This window comes from Pseudomonas sp. 2hn, assembly GCF_019646095.1.
Lineage (GTDB): Bacteria > Pseudomonadota > Gammaproteobacteria > Pseudomonadales > Pseudomonadaceae > Aquipseudomonas > Aquipseudomonas peradeniyensis.
Window position 1 is genome coordinate 5,044,443 of sequence record NZ_CP081016.1, and the last position, 15,466, is coordinate 5,059,908.

At 55.2% G+C, this 15,466-nt stretch carries 14 protein-coding genes and 1 tRNA gene; 7 read left to right on the top strand and 8 right to left on the bottom strand.

The window, feature by feature from the left end:
* Positions 1-79: 79 nt before the first annotated feature.
* Positions 80-310, bottom strand: a complete 231-nt coding sequence (locus K2O50_RS22755; protein ID WP_186594201.1) for a hypothetical protein — start codon at positions 308-310, stop codon at positions 80-82.
* A 671-nt stretch (positions 311-981) separates the two neighbouring features.
* Between K2O50_RS22755 and K2O50_RS22760 the strand changes: the two genes are divergently transcribed.
* Both K2O50_RS22760 and K2O50_RS22765 read left to right on the top strand, forming a co-directional pair.
* Positions 982-2,178: an IS256 family transposase gene (locus tag K2O50_RS22760; protein ID WP_016391483.1), complete on the top strand. Its 1,197-nt coding sequence runs from the start codon at positions 982-984 to the stop codon at positions 2,176-2,178.
* A gap of 913 nt (positions 2,179-3,091) precedes the next feature.
* Entirely contained in the window at positions 3,092-5,107 is a 2,016-nt protein-coding gene (locus tag K2O50_RS22765; RefSeq protein ID WP_050703681.1) for an AAA family ATPase, read from the top strand.
* Between the two features lie 198 nt (positions 5,108-5,305).
* On the opposite strand, the gene K2O50_RS22770 is transcribed toward K2O50_RS22765, so the two are convergent.
* The 6 genes from K2O50_RS22770 to K2O50_RS22795 all read right to left on the bottom strand — a co-directional run bounded on the left by K2O50_RS22770 (position 5,306) and on the right by K2O50_RS22795 (position 10,952).
* Positions 5,306-8,242 carry a KAP family NTPase gene (locus K2O50_RS22770; protein ID WP_082337627.1) on the bottom strand — a complete coding sequence of 979 codons (2,937 nt, stop codon included), beginning with the start codon at positions 8,240-8,242 and terminating at the stop codon, positions 5,306-5,308.
* Between the two features lie 25 nt (positions 8,243-8,267).
* The gene (locus tag K2O50_RS22775; protein WP_082337626.1) at positions 8,268-9,149 is read right to left on the bottom strand and encodes an SEC-C domain-containing protein; all 882 of its coding nucleotides are present in this window, start codon (positions 9,147-9,149) and stop codon (positions 8,268-8,270) included.
* Complete coding sequence (locus K2O50_RS22780) at positions 9,149-9,541, bottom strand: hypothetical protein (RefSeq protein ID WP_156329578.1); 393 nt, start codon at positions 9,539-9,541, stop codon at positions 9,149-9,151. Before K2O50_RS22780 ends, K2O50_RS22775 begins: the two co-directional genes overlap by 1 nt.
* Positions 9,542-10,114: 573 nt before the next feature.
* Positions 10,115-10,279: a hypothetical protein gene (locus K2O50_RS22785; protein WP_156329577.1), complete on the bottom strand. Its 165-nt coding sequence runs from the start codon at positions 10,277-10,279 to the stop codon at positions 10,115-10,117.
* Positions 10,280-10,407: 128 nt separating this feature from the next.
* A tRNA-Thr gene (locus tag K2O50_RS22790) sits at positions 10,408-10,483 on the bottom strand.
* 58 nt (positions 10,484-10,541) lie between these two features.
* The gene (locus K2O50_RS22795; RefSeq protein WP_050703679.1) at positions 10,542-10,952 is read right to left on the bottom strand and encodes a pilin; all 411 of its coding nucleotides are present in this window, start codon (positions 10,950-10,952) and stop codon (positions 10,542-10,544) included.
* Positions 10,953-11,179: 227 nt separating this feature from the next.
* On the opposite strand from K2O50_RS22795, the gene K2O50_RS22800 reads away from it, so the two are divergent.
* From K2O50_RS22800 to K2O50_RS22820, 5 genes are all read left to right on the top strand, one after another.
* A complete protein-coding gene (locus tag K2O50_RS22800) occupies positions 11,180-12,388 on the top strand; it encodes a type II secretion system F family protein (protein WP_220689943.1) in 1,209 nt (402 codons plus the stop codon).
* A 2-nt stretch (positions 12,389-12,390) separates the two neighbouring features.
* Entirely contained in the window at positions 12,391-13,257 is an 867-nt protein-coding gene (locus K2O50_RS22805) for an A24 family peptidase (RefSeq protein WP_050703677.1), read from the top strand.
* The gene (coaE, locus tag K2O50_RS22810; protein WP_011535704.1) at positions 13,257-13,880 is read left to right on the top strand and encodes a dephospho-CoA kinase; all 624 of its coding nucleotides are present in this window, start codon (positions 13,257-13,259) and stop codon (positions 13,878-13,880) included. The genes K2O50_RS22805 and coaE overlap by 1 nt, the downstream gene beginning before the upstream one ends.
* Positions 13,877-14,077, top strand: coding sequence for a DNA gyrase inhibitor YacG (gene yacG, locus K2O50_RS22815; RefSeq protein WP_011535705.1), 201 nt, complete (start codon positions 13,877-13,879; stop codon positions 14,075-14,077). Before coaE ends, yacG begins: the two co-directional genes overlap by 4 nt.
* Before the next feature lie 210 nt (positions 14,078-14,287).
* Positions 14,288-14,536 (top strand): hypothetical protein, encoded by a 249-nt coding sequence (locus K2O50_RS22820; RefSeq protein ID WP_050703676.1) that lies wholly within the window; start codon positions 14,288-14,290, stop codon positions 14,534-14,536.
* Between the two features lie 197 nt (positions 14,537-14,733).
* On the opposite strand, the gene K2O50_RS22825 is transcribed toward K2O50_RS22820, so the two are convergent.
* Positions 14,734-15,441, bottom strand: coding sequence for an energy-coupling factor ABC transporter permease (locus tag K2O50_RS22825; protein ID WP_050703675.1), 708 nt, complete (start codon positions 15,439-15,441; stop codon positions 14,734-14,736).
* Positions 15,442-15,466 lie beyond the last annotated feature (25 nt).

Below are 15,466 nucleotides of genomic sequence, written 5' to 3' on the forward strand. Positions count from 1 at the left end.
AAGCCGGGCGGTGCAAGTGGCCCCCGATCAGGGCACGCCACGCAGTAGGGCCGCTAAGCGGCCCCGATGATGCGCGGCATCAGTCTCTAGAAACACACTCTTCTTTCATTGCCTCCAGCTTGCCGAACTGCTCGCTGGCCAACCGGCTGATGATCCGGATCGCCTGGTGAATCCCCGCCGTGTTGCGGAAGCTCAGCTGCGGGTTGTGCTCGCACTCCAGCACCTCGTCATGCTGGACCAGCGCCTCGCCAAGCAGTTCGAGGGTCCAGACGTAGCTCTGGAGGGTAGACAGGCGTTCATGGTCAGGCATGGGGCACCTCCCGGTTGGCGCGGGTGGCGAGGGAGTGGCTGTCGATCGGGTAGAAGGTTGGGGATGGGGTGGCCGCGGGGGTTGGGCGGCGGAGAGCGGATGCGAGGATCCTGCTCAGAATGCGAATAAGCATGCATGAGACTCCAAGTTTGAGATTGGAGCTACCACGATCCTTCCTACGGGATTGGGTGGCAGCTGTGTGTGGGGTAGGAATACCGGGAAACTTGGAACCGGCCAGGCCGAAGCCTGCCCACACACAGCCGCCATGACATCGCAGCAGACGCAAAAAAGGCGCCAGCCGTTTTGATGGGGCGCCTAGTGCGTGCGCCAAGTTTACCAGCAGGTTCCTACACCTGGCCGCAGGTTTTACTGCGACTTGGAGAATCTATCTCCAGGAAGGATCAGTGCGCAACGGTTACGGCAGGAGGAAATTTCCGAAAATAGCGAGGGAAATTTTCCTAGGAAAATAACCTCCTTTAGATAAGACATGCTGGGCCTGTAACCTCAGGATCTTGTTTGTGCCTCGCGCTCAAAATGGTGCAACTTGATCGTGTCCCAGGAAGTGGTGTAACTGAACCAGCCGAAGGCGCCCTGCGGGCGAAAGAGGATGGTCATCGTGGTTCTTGGCTAACGTTGAGTTTGCGGACTTAACCTTCACCAGAGAAACCACGATGACCAAGCCCACTATCGCATTGACCGAGTTGGTTGAGAAAGGGGCAGACGCTGATCTGCTCAAGCAAATGATCCAGTTCGTTGCCCAGCGCATGATGGAGTTCGATGTCGAAGGCCTGTGCGGCGCCGGCTTCGATGTCAAAAGCCCAGACCGGACAAACAGCCGCAATGGCTACCGTGATCGCCTCTGGCAAACCCGCGCCGGTGACGTTGACCTGAAGATCCCGAAGCTGCGCCAGGGCAGCTACTTTCCTGGCTTTCTCGAGCCTCGACGTACCGCCGAGAAGGCCATGGCAGCGGTGATCCAAGAAGCTTACATTCAGGGCGTTTCAACGCGTTCGGTGGACGAGCTGGTCAAGGCCATGGGCATGACCGGCATCTCCAAAAGCCAAGTGTCACGGCTGGCTGGTGAGATCGATGAGCGCGTTCACGCCTTCCTTGACCGACCGCTTGAAGGCGACTGGCCCTATCTCTGGATAGATGCCACCTACGTCAAAGTGCGGGAGGCCGGGCGCATCGTCTCGGTCGCCGTAATAATCGCTGTGGCCGTGAACACCGATGGTGGCCGTGAAGTCCTGGGCATGCGTGTTGGCCCATCAGAAGCCGAGCCGTTCTGGACGGACTTCCTGCGAAGCCTGATGCGGCGTGGCTTACGTGGAGTGAAGTTGGTCATCTCCGATGCCCACGAGGGGCTCAAGGCGGCTGTCTCCAAGGTCTTCAACGCGACCTGGCAGCGCTGCCGCGTGCATTTCATGCGTAACGCCATGGCCCATGTCGGCAAGGGTCAGCGCACCATGGTGGCAGCGCTTCTGCGCACGGTTTTCGCCCAGGACAGCCGTGCCGAATGTCATCAGCAGTGGCGCCTGGTCGCCGATCAGTTGCGCGAAAAGTACCCCAAGATCGCGACGCTCATGGACGGCTGCGAGGATGAAGTGCTGGCGCACATGGCGTTTCCAAAAGCGCACCGTCAGCAGTTGCACAGCACCAATCCACTGGAACGGCTCAACGCTGAAATCAAACGTCGCACCGACGTCGTGGGCATCTTTCCCAACGACCCTGCAATCACACGGCTGGTAGGCGCGATGCTGCTGGAGCAGAACGACGAGTGGTGCCTGCAACGGCGGTATATGCAGTTGGAGGCCTTCGAGGCAGTCAGCGATAATCCACAGGCCAAGCTGTCGGCCGTGATCAACTAAACGGCAAACTCAGTGGTCAAGGCCATGATGAGTTACACCACTTCCCGGGACACGATCCCAAACCCGGTCGCGGAATTTGCCGCGACTGGTAGGGAATTTATTCCTTGGGGGCTTCTAGTGCAAGGTTCTTGGGGATGGGAAATGGCAATGGGAAGCGTAGGAAATGGCTTGCACGGAGGGGCTGGGTGGCAACAGTACGTGGGTTGACCGACCGGGACGAAAGGGACCGGCACACCTGAGGTGTCCCACATACTGTCGCCATGATGGAAACGTACCCGATATAGACAGCCCTACGTATGGAGAGGGTGGCAGTAGTACGCAGATTGGCGAACCGAGGAAAAGACAACCCGGTAGATCAGACGGTCTCCTGCGTACAGCAGCCATGTCACAGCAGGCGCGTGCAGGTTAGCTACATCTGGTCATTGATGAGGCCTGCTGAGATAGCTAGAAACAAAACGCCCGCGCTGCAAGGACGGGGATGACTTCTGGGAGCTGGTGCGGAGACAGGAATCGTATCAACATGAAAGAGACTGAATTCAATGGTCATTATTCTTTTGCGTAAAACTCTTCATCTCTAAAATTATCCTCAGCCTATTTCCGGATTGCGAAGCGCCGTAAAAAGCCCTGACAGGATGATGGAAGGTGGTGGAGCATTCTGTCACCCATGCGCCAAAAGCGGCCTCCCGTTACCGGCTGAAATCGAATCGAAGCTGCCTCTAACCTGACCTATGCAAACTGCCAACTGATTCAGTGTCAGGCCTAGCTCCCAGAAATTAGACATTGAGCGCCTCTGGCCTAAGACGCTCCTTCTCGAATAGTATCGGTCTGACTGAGGTAGTCTGGTCCTATACGGCTCATGGTATGCTTCAGTTCGACTTTAGAGACCACTGGAAGGTATTGAGGAGAACGTTGTATGCGGTTGAAGCAGGCAAGAGTCACCAACTATCGAAGCATCGTCGATACCGGCTGGTTCGATTTGGAACGCGCTAAGACAATTTTCGTGGGGCCGAATGAGGCCGGCAAGTCGGCAATACTCCAGGCCCTCCAGCAGATCAACCCCCCGCAGAATGTGCCCAAGTTTGACGCTCTTCGTGACTATCCGCGTTCCAAATACAACGACATCACAACTGGACGTGTTGACCCAAAGAGCGTGAAGGTAGTTGAGGTCGAATTCGAGCTAGATGACGAAGACCGCTCCGCCCTTCCGGAGGCCATGCGTGGGGTGACGTACGTTTTCGGCAGAAGGCTGGATAACTCTGCCTGGCATTCGCTAAATAATGCCCCTGTGACTCCTACCTACGGCTCCATTTCAAAAGACCTGACGCGCCTATGCGCTCATATTGATCCTCGCGCTAAAACAACCGCTCCCGAAAGTCCTGCACCGAGCGAGGATTTGGCTGCATTAACTGCGGGATGGTCTAGCACCACTACCATAGGTGGAGACCAAGCTAAGTCGCTCAAAGCATGGCTGGAAAAAATCCTACCGCTAGTTGACGAGAGCAGCGAAGCTGAAGAAGAGCGGTTCGACAAACTAGTCAAAATTACTGACGCCCACTTCGACCGAGTCGCTACGCTAGAGGCACTGGACAAGCGCAAACCGGTGTTTGTGCTATTTAACAACTACTACCGAGTTAAGCCATTAATCCAACTCGATCATCTGGCCCAGCGCCTCGCTAGTAACCTATTGGACGACGATCAATATGACTATGGTAACGTTTGCCTCCTGAAGTTGTTGGGCTTCACTGCGCAGCAACTCTCCGATCTCGGGAAAGCAGCGCCACCACCGACGAACAACGCAGCAGCTCTACAGAGCTACCGTGACCAATTGGACAATCGTAGTTACCAACTGAATGCCGCCAGCGTGCAGTTGACCGACGAAATAAGATCCGTTTGGCGTCCTCGGGTAGGACGAGCCGAGGCTGATAAACTCCGTATCTCAGCCGACGGGCAATATCTCAAAGTGGTTGTGGAGGATGATCTCGGTGTCGAGATCGAACTGCATCAGCGCTCCGAGGGGTTCCAATGGTTAGTTTCATTCTTTGTGGTGTTCTTCGCCGAGGCTGCCGGCAAACACAACAACGCTATCCTGCTGCTGGATGAGCCAGGTCTATCCCTTCATGGGCTAAAGCAGCGCGAGTTCCGCTCGACTATTGGTCGACTTTCTGAAGGCAACCAGACGCTCTATACCACCCATTCTCCCTTTTTGGTCGGCCCTGACGAACTGGATCTAGTTCGGGTGGTAGAAATGGCCGATCGCAAGGCCGGCACTAAGGTGCATACGACAGTTGCCTCGGGAGATCCAGCGGCACTGTTGCCACTACAGGAAGCATTGGGCTACGACCTAGCGCAGAGCCTGTTCACCCAGGAGCGGAACTTGGTACTGGAGGGACTAACAGACTACTGGTATCTGGAGGCAACCTCTGCACTGCTGAACGCAGCTAACATTATCAGCCTGAACGATAAAATCGCTCTTATCCCAGCTGCCAGTGCAGGGAAGGTGGTGTATTACGCCACTATACTCTATGCACAGAACTTCAAAGTGGCGGCGCTACTGGATTCTGATACGGCCGGCGACCAGGCAGCACAGCAGGAGACGCTGGTTCATACTATCGGCAACAAAAGTATCCTACGGACTAAGGATACTTATTCTGGCTCTGTCGCCAGGCCAGAAGTTGAAGATCTTCTACGCGATACCTTGATCAAGATTGCCAAGGAGTCGCTAGGTATTGATGTGACCAGCGAGGCTGCCGCACAACCGGCCCGCCCAGTCATTGACCTACTCAGTTCCGCGAACAGCAGTTTTTCGAAATACAAGTTGGGCAAGGCATATATCCGTTGGACACGTGAGAATAGTGCTAACGACTTGACAGAGGTCGAACGTAATCATTTCAAGGCCCTTATTGACAAGATCAATAAAGTGCTGAAATAGGTGCATCCGACAAATGTACTCTGAGGAACCCGCTTAGGCGGGTTTCTAGGTTACTAGATCGCTTCGCACCAAGTCACTAAGAGCACCCCAAGGGCCGCTTTTGACCGACTCCCGCCTTTGGTGACGGGCAGAAAGCGGCCAAAAGTGGACAGTGTTCTCTCGCACTCAGGGCAGACGTTTCGTCATGCTAGCTTTTAGTTATGCTGGCTCGCTTTCGCTCATAATATCATCGAGCACTTTGAATACTCCATCCAAATCTTCGGCATAGGTAGCGACATAGTTAGACGTCACCACTTCCCGACTGGGGATTTCTTCGGATTTTGCACGGACAAAAGCTCCATGCTTTCTCCAATACAAGGCAATAATCTCAACATCGAAGTGCCCTATCAAACCGCCTTTTGAGGCCACAAAGCCATCACCTGGAATTCCCTCAAAATACGAATTAGTGAGGTTAGTAAGGCAATAGTCAAGAAAGTGATGGGCATTATTTTCATCAATATCAGGATTGAAGCAAAAGTCGAATATGTAATGACCCATCAGTCTTGATATGCCGTGATTATCCTCAACCCCTGATTCATCGTAGTAACCGCAGCCGACTCCAGAGCCATTAGCCTTTTTGCTGTTGCTTAACTGGTATATAACAAAGCTTTTTATGCCTGAGCGGCTGGCAAGTATGCTACTGAGGACTGCATCTTTAGTATCCGGATCGTCTTTATTGGCAATCAAAAGCCCCGTAGTGTCAAAATTCTCGACCGGAATTGCATCAACCGCAGAGTAAAAATTGACTTTACTATCAATGTACTCGGCTTTGAATTTGGCAAACACCACTTGGGAGATTCTTCTCATTCCCATAATTGCCAATCCACTCACTATTCCAGAAGTTGCTGCTTCCGGATGATCAAACACTATGAGTGCTTTTTGAAGGTTATACAGTTGGCCTTGGCGATCTGCCGAGCATTGAAGCCTAAATAGCATTAAGTCATTCCAACCCAAGGCGCCCCGCTCAGCGCAGACAAGGCGGTCAAGCAGCCCCTTATTTTTGTACTCTTCAGTGCCAAAAATTCGTCGAGCGATCTCTATCACATTTTCATTGGAGTTTTCGAGACGCTTGCTATCCGTCCTCCCCCAACCGGCTCGATCAAGAAGTCTCAAGAGTGAGTAGATCGATCTATGGCGCAAGCTTCCGTCGAACCGACCGATGGATGCATAGCGGGGGAGGTATTCAACCAAGGTGTTAATGGCATCCTCGGCTGCAACGTGATTGAAGCTGGAAGAGCTATTGACTAGCAGTCTCCAGAATTGATCATGGGCTCGCTCATGTACAGCCAGGTCGAAGTTATCTGATGAAAGGATGATATCGATTTTCTTACCGCTTACCACTTCTTCAACAGCTTTCTGATACAGAACGAAAGTGTCTTGGGGCTCAGGAGTGGCAAATCTTACAATGAGCTTTAGGTAGTTTTCTAGGTTTCGAGAGCCTTCATGGTTAAAGCATGCGCGGCTAGCTCTTACTGATGGCTCTATGTCTGCGCGTGCGGGCAGTTCAAGAGTTTCTGCGTCGAAGAGTTGACGTAGCAGGAAAGCTTGAACTGGCTCCTTTTCCAATTGCCCTGAGAACGCTGGTGAGTTTATAAAGTTGTCAGCATCAGGATTTCTCTTCAGAGAGAATCGACCATATCTACCTTCTGTCTCTTCTGCATAAATTAGCCTGAAGGTGCCTGGGTAGAACAGATGGAGTAATAGTAGATTGATCAAGTCAACCTTGTTGAAGTCTGTTCGTGATAGGTCGCTGCGTTCCATCTGTAGAATAAGAAGGGCGTTTACGAAACGTTTTACCTTTCGAAGATTCCCAACAAACGGCAAATAGCTTGCTGCGTTATCTCCATCAATAATATCCGCAAGCTCACTGAGCACTTCACCAAGCCGTATCATCGTGTCTGAAGGTACCGATGTAAGTTTTTGCTCCTCGTTGTGCCAGTCCCTTGTTAGGAAATTCCGTATTGACGAAGTGTCGACAAACAAGCTGAGTTTTACAGTAACGAACTTCTCGAGGAATTCACGTGCGCGTGAGGTTTCCTCTTGAATGCCAGCTAGAATTTCTGTGTCATAGCAGAGTATGAAAGTTGCCTGAGATAGTCTGAATGTTCTGCGGGTAGCAAATAGGACTGAGTTGGCTGTCTTGGCATCCAAACGGTCGAGATCATCTATGACGATGACAACGCGTTTGCCAATACGGCGGAGCACATGGTCAATGTCATCTAAAAGTTCATCCAAGGTTTCTTGCGAAGGCTCGACGGCAAGCTTGAAGCCCAGGAACGATATATCTGCTTTGCCTTTAATCAGGCGCGAATACCGATTCGCAGCTGGTCGGAATTCGGGCGCGTAGGCTTCTCGTTGAATAGTGGCCGACAGCTCTTTGATCAGTCTGTCTGTCAGATCAGGCTCAGAAGCAAAGCGAAGGGGTTCGAAGCGGCAGACAATGATTTTTTTAGAGTGTTCTTCCCAATGACGAGCTGCAAGGTTTATGAAGCTGGTTTTGCCTACACCCCAAGGTCCATCGATACCGAACACCAAGCCTGGATGTGCGTTGCTAGCCATTACAGTTCTCGCGAATGACTCAGCTTGCGATCCGCAATTCAATGCATCCTCTTTGCCCTGCTGTATTTCATCATCTGATAAGAAATATAGCTGAGACCTATCTTTTTTTAATCGCGCTCGTAAGTTCTGGACTATCGGCGACAGCAACATGGTGCATAAGATTGCGAGTATTGCAGGTGTCCAGTAGGGGTCTGCACCGTGAATGATATCGTGAAATTTTTTGAGCTTCGGTGCCAAAAGAAAATTTGCCCATACTCCGACTATTACTGCAAGGAGCAGGTCAATCCTACAGCTTTGCATTATACGAGCTGTATCTGAAATAGCTCCTCGACAGAGAGCGTAATAGCAGCAGAGGACTGTAATAATTAAGATGACTGAGACTTGAACCCAAAAATTAACATTAATCAATTCTGGAGAAAAATTGTTGCCAAAATAGGATGCCACCCTCCAGACTTCTGCTGCCAGAAAACCAACCGCTAATGTGCGAAAAAACACCATGAGTTCCGGCATTTTCATCTCTGGCGTCACCTTGGCCATTTCTACTCCTAAAGTTGGTTAAGATTTACACTGCGGTGGTATTTTTACTCAGTTGGAGCTGCGAGTTGCCAATCAACTCTCCGAGAGAAATACTCATATGGACATGAGGAATTCTTTCGAACCTTATGCAACAGATTTTGTATTTTTTGCCACTCCCGCAATAGCACTGAGAGTTCCTAGGGGCTTGCCTGTGGCCTGGATCGACGCGGATTGTTTCAACAATCTGAACTTGCGACAACGTTAGTGGTGAGCACTTATTTTTATCAAATTCCGCAATCAGCATTCGAAACAAATCAAAGTACTGACTTGAATCTTCATGCCCAACCACGAGACGCTTATTTTTAGGTTTTTCGACTAGTGATACATGATCTATTTTTTTTATTTTCCTAGCGATCGCCACTGCTATTTCACCAGCATATATATTGCCCTTGATGTGCGGGCACTCGTCACCATCTATATTCTGAGAGCAGATACTGCACTCAAATCTCTCAAATATAAAACCGCAGCTTGTGAAGAGCTTATAGGGATAAGCCTTCTCTATGGAGAGTAGCTGTCGAGTGAGGTACCAAAGCGTGACACTGTAATCTTTGTAAAATTTTTTAAGTTGGCGCAAGCAATCTAGGGCATCTTGGAGCCTGCACCAAGAATTATGGTATTTTTCTGACTCAACAAACTTCCAATACGACGCAAGACTTGTGAGTAATTCAAAAAATCCAGCATAGATAAAGCAGTTGTTTTTTACAGAGTCTTCGGTTGCGCTGGCTTTGTACGCGTCGATTGTCGCCTGAGCTTCATTGGCGAGCTTCAAGGCATCGTCGTATTTTCGAGCTGCTATGTGCTTCAGGGTTTCGTAAACGGCTCTTTCGTTGCCTGGAAGCTCAGCGCAAAGAAGATTTAATCCGTACATCAAGGGGTTTCCATGAATTTGGTAAGATCAAATTTTTTCATGCTGGCCTTTAGTGCATCCGTGCTTCCCTTGAAGTTAAATTCTTTCGTTGTGGTTCCATCTTGGTAAAAAGCACTGATTTGGACCTCGTCACTTTCTCCTTCCAGGCGACTGCTTGTGTAGGTTTCCAAGTACTGAATCACAAGCGCCAGATAGTTTGGCAGGGACATATCGCTAGCTAGGTTCACCAGAGGCATGATAAATGAATAATCATGAAGATCATAGATAGACGCATCCTGTAGTGTTGCGACCTCTATCTCTGGATGATTAATCTTGAGCCACTTTTTAAATGGACCTGCTTCAACGGCGACAGAACCTTGATAATTTTTATGGGGTAGAAATTCAATTTTCATATAATGGCTTCACCTTTGGGTTCGTCACGCCTGAGCTTCTCCATAATTAAAGCGGGCAACATTACAGTAGAAGCTGTAGCGATCAGTAGTTTTGCTTGAAGAGTATGAATTGACTTCCGATTACTTCAGAACAGGTTCACTCAATGTCGGTTCTCAGCTTTCTGCGCACCTTCATTAGTGCAAAATGCTACTACGTACTAGGGATTTGTGAAACCGGCCATTGCATAGGGGGCATTTGCCAGGCGCCGCTCGTTCAAGCATAGGGCCACCCAGTCCAGGATCGTGTCCCTGGAAGTGGTGTAACTGAACCAGCCGAAGGCGCCCTGCGGGCGAAAGAGGATGGTCATCGTGGTTCCTGGCTAACGTTGAGTTTGCGGACTTCATAAAAAAGTGACCATAAAAAAGGTGACAGATTTATATTCTGACGGGTCAGCGGCTGAAGCCTATGACTGAATGGTTTCAGCCAAAACTCCATTGTGCAATCTGCACCACAGCCAACCACATGGACTACCCTTGGCCCTTTTCCAAAGAAAAGCCCGACTTTAAGCCGGGCTTCGTGTAACGCATTTTTGATCACACGCTCTTTTCTTGGGCTGCAACCATGATCTCGTTCTGTCGCTTAGTAGCCTCAACCAGGACGGCTGTGTAAACACGCTTTTTCTCGTCAGCTTTCGCATTGCGAATGAACTCAGCGAAGGGGCTTTTGACCTTATCAGAACGCGACTTGAACGGATTCATGGGTACCCCTCCCCAAGCGTAGCGACCAGCCACTCGCAGGCGAAACGCCTTGCCCGACCTAAAAAGCAAAAAACCGCCCGAAGGCGGTTCATCAGCCCGATAGGTTAACTGAACACTATCGACATTTCTGGTGCCGGAGACAGGAATCGAACCTGCGACCTTCGCGTTACGAGTGCGCTGCTCTACCGACTGAGCTACACCGGCGTGTTGCGCAACGTACCATTGCCGTGTCCGTTACGCAAACCTCTGTTTCACCTCACTTTCACGGCGCCTTGCAGCCATTCGGCGCGAGGTCTTCCTCCACCGTGGTCACGCAGCTCCACCCGGCCTGGGTGCGGGCCAGGGTCACGGTCTTGCCCAGCACATTGGCCGGTGCATCGGCCAGGGTGCAGGCGATGCTGGCGGTGCCGTCGGCCGCCGTGCCGCTGGCGGTGATCGCGCAATGGGCGGTGGTGGGCTGGCCGCCGAGGCTGGCGACGTCGGGCACGTCCTTGCCTTCGTTCAGGCGGATGTCCATCGGCGTTTTCAGCGCGGAGATTTCCAGCAGCGCCGCCGCGGCTTTGGCGCGGGCCTGGTGGTTGGTGTACATGGGGATGGCGATGGTCGCCAGGATGCCGATGATCGCGACGACGATCATCAGTTCGATCAGGGTGATACCTCGTTGCCCTTTCATGAACGCTCTTCCTTCGTAATACATGGAGGCGCGGTCGGCGCATGTTCATCTTTTCGGCGCCCCGGCCGGCAGGCGCGCAGTAGGCCTGAACCGACACCTTTTGTCACCCCTGCACGGCAGGGCGTCATCTTCGCTGAACTACTCTAGTGAGCGTCATGGAAACGCGCCCGCTCTCGGGCCCGGCAAGCTGTTACGGGGCTTGTCGCCGCACTGCAAAGGACCTTCATATGCCACCGTCTACCCGCCTCTACGCCTGGGAGGGCATCGATGCCTCCGGCACTCGTCAACACGGCCAGCAACCGGGGCGCAGCCCGGCCTTTGTACAGGCTTGGCTGCAACGCCAGGGCATCCGGGCCACGCGGGTGAGGTTGGCGGGTGGGTTGCAGTGGCGCTGGCCGCAGCGGGCGGGCAAGGCGGATGCGGCGGGGTTCAGCCGGCAGCTGGCGACCTTGCTGACGGCGGGGGTGCCGTTGTTGCAGGCGTTCGAGGTGATGGCGCGTAGCACGGTGGACAGCGGCATGGCGGCGTTGCTGGCGCGGTTGAAGCAGGATGTGGCGGCGGGGCTTGGGCTGGCGGAGGCGTTGCAGCGGCATCCGGCGTGGTTCGATGCGCTGTACTGCAACCTGGTGCGGGTGGGCGAGCAGTCGGGCACGCTGGACCGGCAGCTGGAGCAGATGGCGGGGATGCTGGAGAAGCGCCAGGCGCTGCGGCAGAAGGTGCGCAAGGCGATGCTGTATCCGGCGCTGTTGCTGCTGACCGGGCTGGGGGTGGCGGCGTTGTTGCTGCTGGAGGTGGTGCCGCGGTTCCAGGGGTTGTTCGCCAGTTTCGACAAGGCACTGCCGGCGTTCACCCAGTGGGTGATCGATTTATCCACAGGGCTGGGCAATCACCTGGGGTGGCTGGTGCTGTTGATAACTGTGTTGGGGGTTGGCGGGCGGGAGGTGTATCGGCGGCATCTTCCTGCACGGTTGTGGATGGTGCGCTGGGGGCTGCGGGTGCCGGTGGTTGGCACCTTGCTCGGGCAGGCAGCGTTGGCGCGGTTTGCGCGCAGCCTGGCGACTTCTTATACAGCGGGCGTGGCGTTGCTGGATGCGCTGGCAACGGTGGCGCCGGTCAGTGGCAACTGCCTGCATGAGCGGGCGATCCTGGCGTTGCGCCAGGGCGTGGCCAACGGGGCGAGCCTGCAACAGGCAATGGAGGCGGACGGGCTGTTTCCGCCGCTGCTGCGCCAGCTGGTGGCGGTCGGCGAGGCCAGCGGCACCCTCGACACCATGCTGGACAAGGCCGCGCTACATTACGAAGAGCAGGTGAGCCAGGCGCTGGAGCAGTTGACCACGCTGCTGGAGCCGGCCATCGTGCTGATCCTCGGGCTGCTGGTGGGGGGCCTTGTCGTGGCGATGTACTTGCCGATCTTCCAGTTGGGTAGCCTGATCTGAACATGAATGCCTGGGCCGTAATCGTCGATCATCCGCCGTTCTTTTATGCCCTGGCCGCGGTGCTGGGGTTGCTGGTGGGCAGTTTTCTCAATGTGCTGGCGTACCGGCTGCCGCTGATGCTCGAGCGCCAGTGGCAGCGGGAGGCGCAGGAGGTGCTGGGGCTGCCGCAGGCCGAGCACGAGCGCTTCGACCTGTGCCTGCCGGCGTCGCGTTGCCCCCACTGCCAGCGCCCGATCCGGGCGTGGGAAAACATTCCGGTACTGAGTTACCTGGCCTTGCGCGGACGTTGCTCGGGGTGCAAAGCGCGAATCAGTGCGCGTTATCCACTGGTGGAGCTGGCCACCGCCCTGCTGTCGCTGCTGGTGGCCTGGCATTTCGGGCCGGGGGTGGAGGCGCTGGCGGTGATGCTGCTGACCTGGGGCCTGATCGGCTTGAGCCTGATCGATGCCGAGCACCAGTTGCTGCCGGATGTGCTGGTGCTGCCGCTGTTGTGGCTGGGGCTGGTGGTCAACGCCTTCGGGTTGCTGGTGCCGCTGGCCGACGCGGTGTGGGGCGCGGTGGCGGGTTACCTGAGCCTGTGGACGGTGTACTGGGTGTTCAAGCTGGTGACCGGCAAGGAGGGCATGGGCTTTGGCGACTTCAAGCTGCTGGCCATGCTCGGGGCCTGGGGCGGTTGGCAGATTTTGCCGCTGACCTTGATGCTGGCCTCCCTGGTGGGGGCGCTGATTGGGCTGACGCTGGTGCGTTTGAAGCGCACGCAAATGGGCGCTGCATTGCCTTTCGGGCCTTATCTGGCCATTGCGGGGTGGATCGCCGTGCTCTGGGGTGATGAAATAGTCGCTTCTTACCTGCAACTGCTTGGAACCTGATGAGCACAGCGCCTTTCACCCCCTGGATTCTCGGCCTGACCGGCGGCATCGGCAGCGGCAAGAGCGCCGCCGCCGAGCGTTTCGTCGAGCTGGGCGTGCACCTGGTCGATGCCGACCAGGCGGCGCGCTGGGTTGTCGAGCCGGGGCGCCCTGCCCTGGCCCGCATCGTCGAGCGCTTCGGCCCCGGTGTACTGCTGGAGGACGGCCAGCTCGACCGTGGCGCCCTGCGCCAGCAGATCTTTGCTGACCCTGCGCAACGGCAATGGCTGGAGCAGCTGCTGCACCCGCTGATCGGCCAGGAGATCTTCAGCTACCTGGCCAAGGCCGAGACGCCCTATGCGGTGTATGTGTCGCCGCTGTTGATCGAGTCGGGGCAGTTCAGCAAGACCCAGCGCATCCTGGTGATCGATGCGCCGACCGAGTTGCAGGTGCAGCGCACCCTGCAACGGGACAACACCAGCCCCGAGCAGGTGCAGGCGATTCTCAAGGCCCAGCTGGCCCGGGAAGAGCGCCTGCGCCATGCCGATGACGTGGTGGTCAATGATCGTGACCTGCAATCGCTGCACGACGAGATCGACCGCCTGCACCACTTTTACCTGACTTTGCGAGGAGGCCAGCCATGAGCCAGCCGATGACCGTTGATTGCCCGACCTGTGGGGCGCCTGTGGAATGGGGGGAGAAGAGCCCGTTCCGGCCGTTCTGCTCGGACCGCTGCAAGCTGATCGACCTGGGGGCCTGGGCGGCCGAGGAGCACAAGATCGCGGGGGCGGAAGAGTCCGAGGATGAGTTGTATTCGGGGGATCTGGAGCCACGGCACTAAGCTGGGCTTGGTGGTGAGAGCACCGCCGCAATCGCGGGGCAAGCCCGCTCCCACGCCGGTCGTCCATTAACTGGGAGGCCGGCGTTCAAGCCTCAGACATTTCTTACCGGTTAATCAGACCGCGCTGAATAGGCGCTCGCCCTATCCATTGGCATCGTTCGATGCACCAGCCATTCTCCTTGCTGCTGGTCATCCGAGCAGGACGCCAACATGCCAGAACTGTATTTCATCGCTTACGGATTGGCGGCGGGCGTACTGCTCGACTGGCTGTGCCGCCCTAAAGGGTTGCGAAGGGCTGTGTACATCATCTTCATGGTGGTCGGCATCACCACTTGCTCCCAATTGGGTGAACGGCAAGTGCTGCAGCTCGATGGCGGCCTGTGGGGGATGTTGTTCATGCTGGTCGGCCAGCGCTTGCTGTTCAAACGCTCACGCTATTTTCGTGATGATTCGGATTGAGACGACAGGCCGAGGTCACTCAATCGCGGGGCAAGCCCGCTCCCACGCCCCCCCCGCTCTCACGCCAACCCTCGCCCATGCGTCATCCATCGATATTGCTACGAGCGAGTTTCTGTAGGTGAAGGTTATCGTGGAGGAAACAACGTGGGAGCGGGCTTGCCCCGCGATCACCGGCAAAGCCGGTGCCATTCACATCATCACTTCTCTTCATCCTTCCATGGCGCCTGCAAATAACGAGTGCGGTTGAACGTCTCCAGCCACTCGGGGCAGAACACCACCAAGGCACTGATCACCGTGCCATTGATGAACGCCTCGGGGAACATCATCAACCACAGGTAACCAACAAAGTCGCTCAGCCACTCCGGCATGGCGAAACGCTCGTCCATCCACAGCAACCCCAGCCCAGCCGCCAGGCACACCAGCACGGTCAGCGCAGCGGGGAAAAAACCGCAACAGAAGATGTACACAAATAGGTTACGCGGCTGGGCACGCTCGACCAGGATCGCGCACACCTCGGTGACCAGCACCGGCAACCCTACGATCAGCAGGCCGTTGACGCCGATAGCAGCGAGGTCCTGGCGGCCGAGCAGCAACAGGCCAAGCTGGGCGAGAAAGCCGCCGAGCACCGCCAGCGGCCAGTCCAGCAGCAGGGTAACGGCAGTCATGCCGATGAAGTGGTACGACACGCCAGTATCGAAATCACGCCGCACCAGCCACAGCACGAACAGGCAGAACACCGTGCCGAACAGCAGGTGCTGGCGGCGGGTGTCAGCGAACAACTCCACCCAGCGCGTGCGGCTGGCGGCCCAGACCAGCAGGGGCACGTAACCGAGCCAGCCAAGGGTAAGGCTGGTGCTGGACAAGACCTGTGCGCTAATCACCTGAACAATATCCCTGTCGGCCATGTGGACAAGCCTGAGTCTACACCCA

Bases quoted from the DNA above. Each gene is read 5' to 3' on its own strand.
- K2O50_RS22825 (WP_050703675.1), bottom strand. From the start codon at position 15,441: ATGGCCGACAGGGATATTGTTCAGGTGATTAGCGCACAGGTCTTGTCC.
- K2O50_RS22775 (WP_082337626.1), bottom strand. From the start codon at position 9,149: ATGTACGGATTAAATCTTCTTTGCGCTGAGCTTCCAGGCAACGAAAGA.
- K2O50_RS22760 (WP_016391483.1), top strand. From the start codon at position 982: ATGACCAAGCCCACTATCGCATTGACCGAGTTGGTTGAGAAAGGGGCA.
- coaE (WP_011535704.1), top strand. From the start codon at position 13,257: ATGAGCACAGCGCCTTTCACCCCCTGGATTCTCGGCCTGACCGGCGGC.
- K2O50_RS22795 (WP_050703679.1), bottom strand. From the start codon at position 10,952: ATGAAAGGGCAACGAGGTATCACCCTGATCGAACTGATGATCGTCGTC.
- K2O50_RS22770 (WP_082337627.1), bottom strand. From the start codon at position 8,242: ATGGCCAAGGTGACGCCAGAGATGAAAATGCCGGAACTCATGGTGTTT.
- K2O50_RS22780 (WP_156329578.1), bottom strand. From the start codon at position 9,541: ATGAAAATTGAATTTCTACCCCATAAAAATTATCAAGGTTCTGTCGCC.
- yacG (WP_011535705.1), top strand. From the start codon at position 13,877: ATGAGCCAGCCGATGACCGTTGATTGCCCGACCTGTGGGGCGCCTGTG.
- K2O50_RS22800 (WP_220689943.1), top strand. From the start codon at position 11,180: ATGCCACCGTCTACCCGCCTCTACGCCTGGGAGGGCATCGATGCCTCC.
- K2O50_RS22755 (WP_186594201.1), bottom strand. From the start codon at position 310: ATGCCTGACCATGAACGCCTGTCTACCCTCCAGAGCTACGTCTGGACC.
- K2O50_RS22805 (WP_050703677.1), top strand. From the start codon at position 12,391: ATGAATGCCTGGGCCGTAATCGTCGATCATCCGCCGTTCTTTTATGCC.
- K2O50_RS22765 (WP_050703681.1), top strand. From the start codon at position 3,092: ATGCGGTTGAAGCAGGCAAGAGTCACCAACTATCGAAGCATCGTCGAT.
- K2O50_RS22820 (WP_050703676.1), top strand. From the start codon at position 14,288: ATGCCAGAACTGTATTTCATCGCTTACGGATTGGCGGCGGGCGTACTG.
- K2O50_RS22785 (WP_156329577.1), bottom strand. From the start codon at position 10,279: ATGAATCCGTTCAAGTCGCGTTCTGATAAGGTCAAAAGCCCCTTCGCT.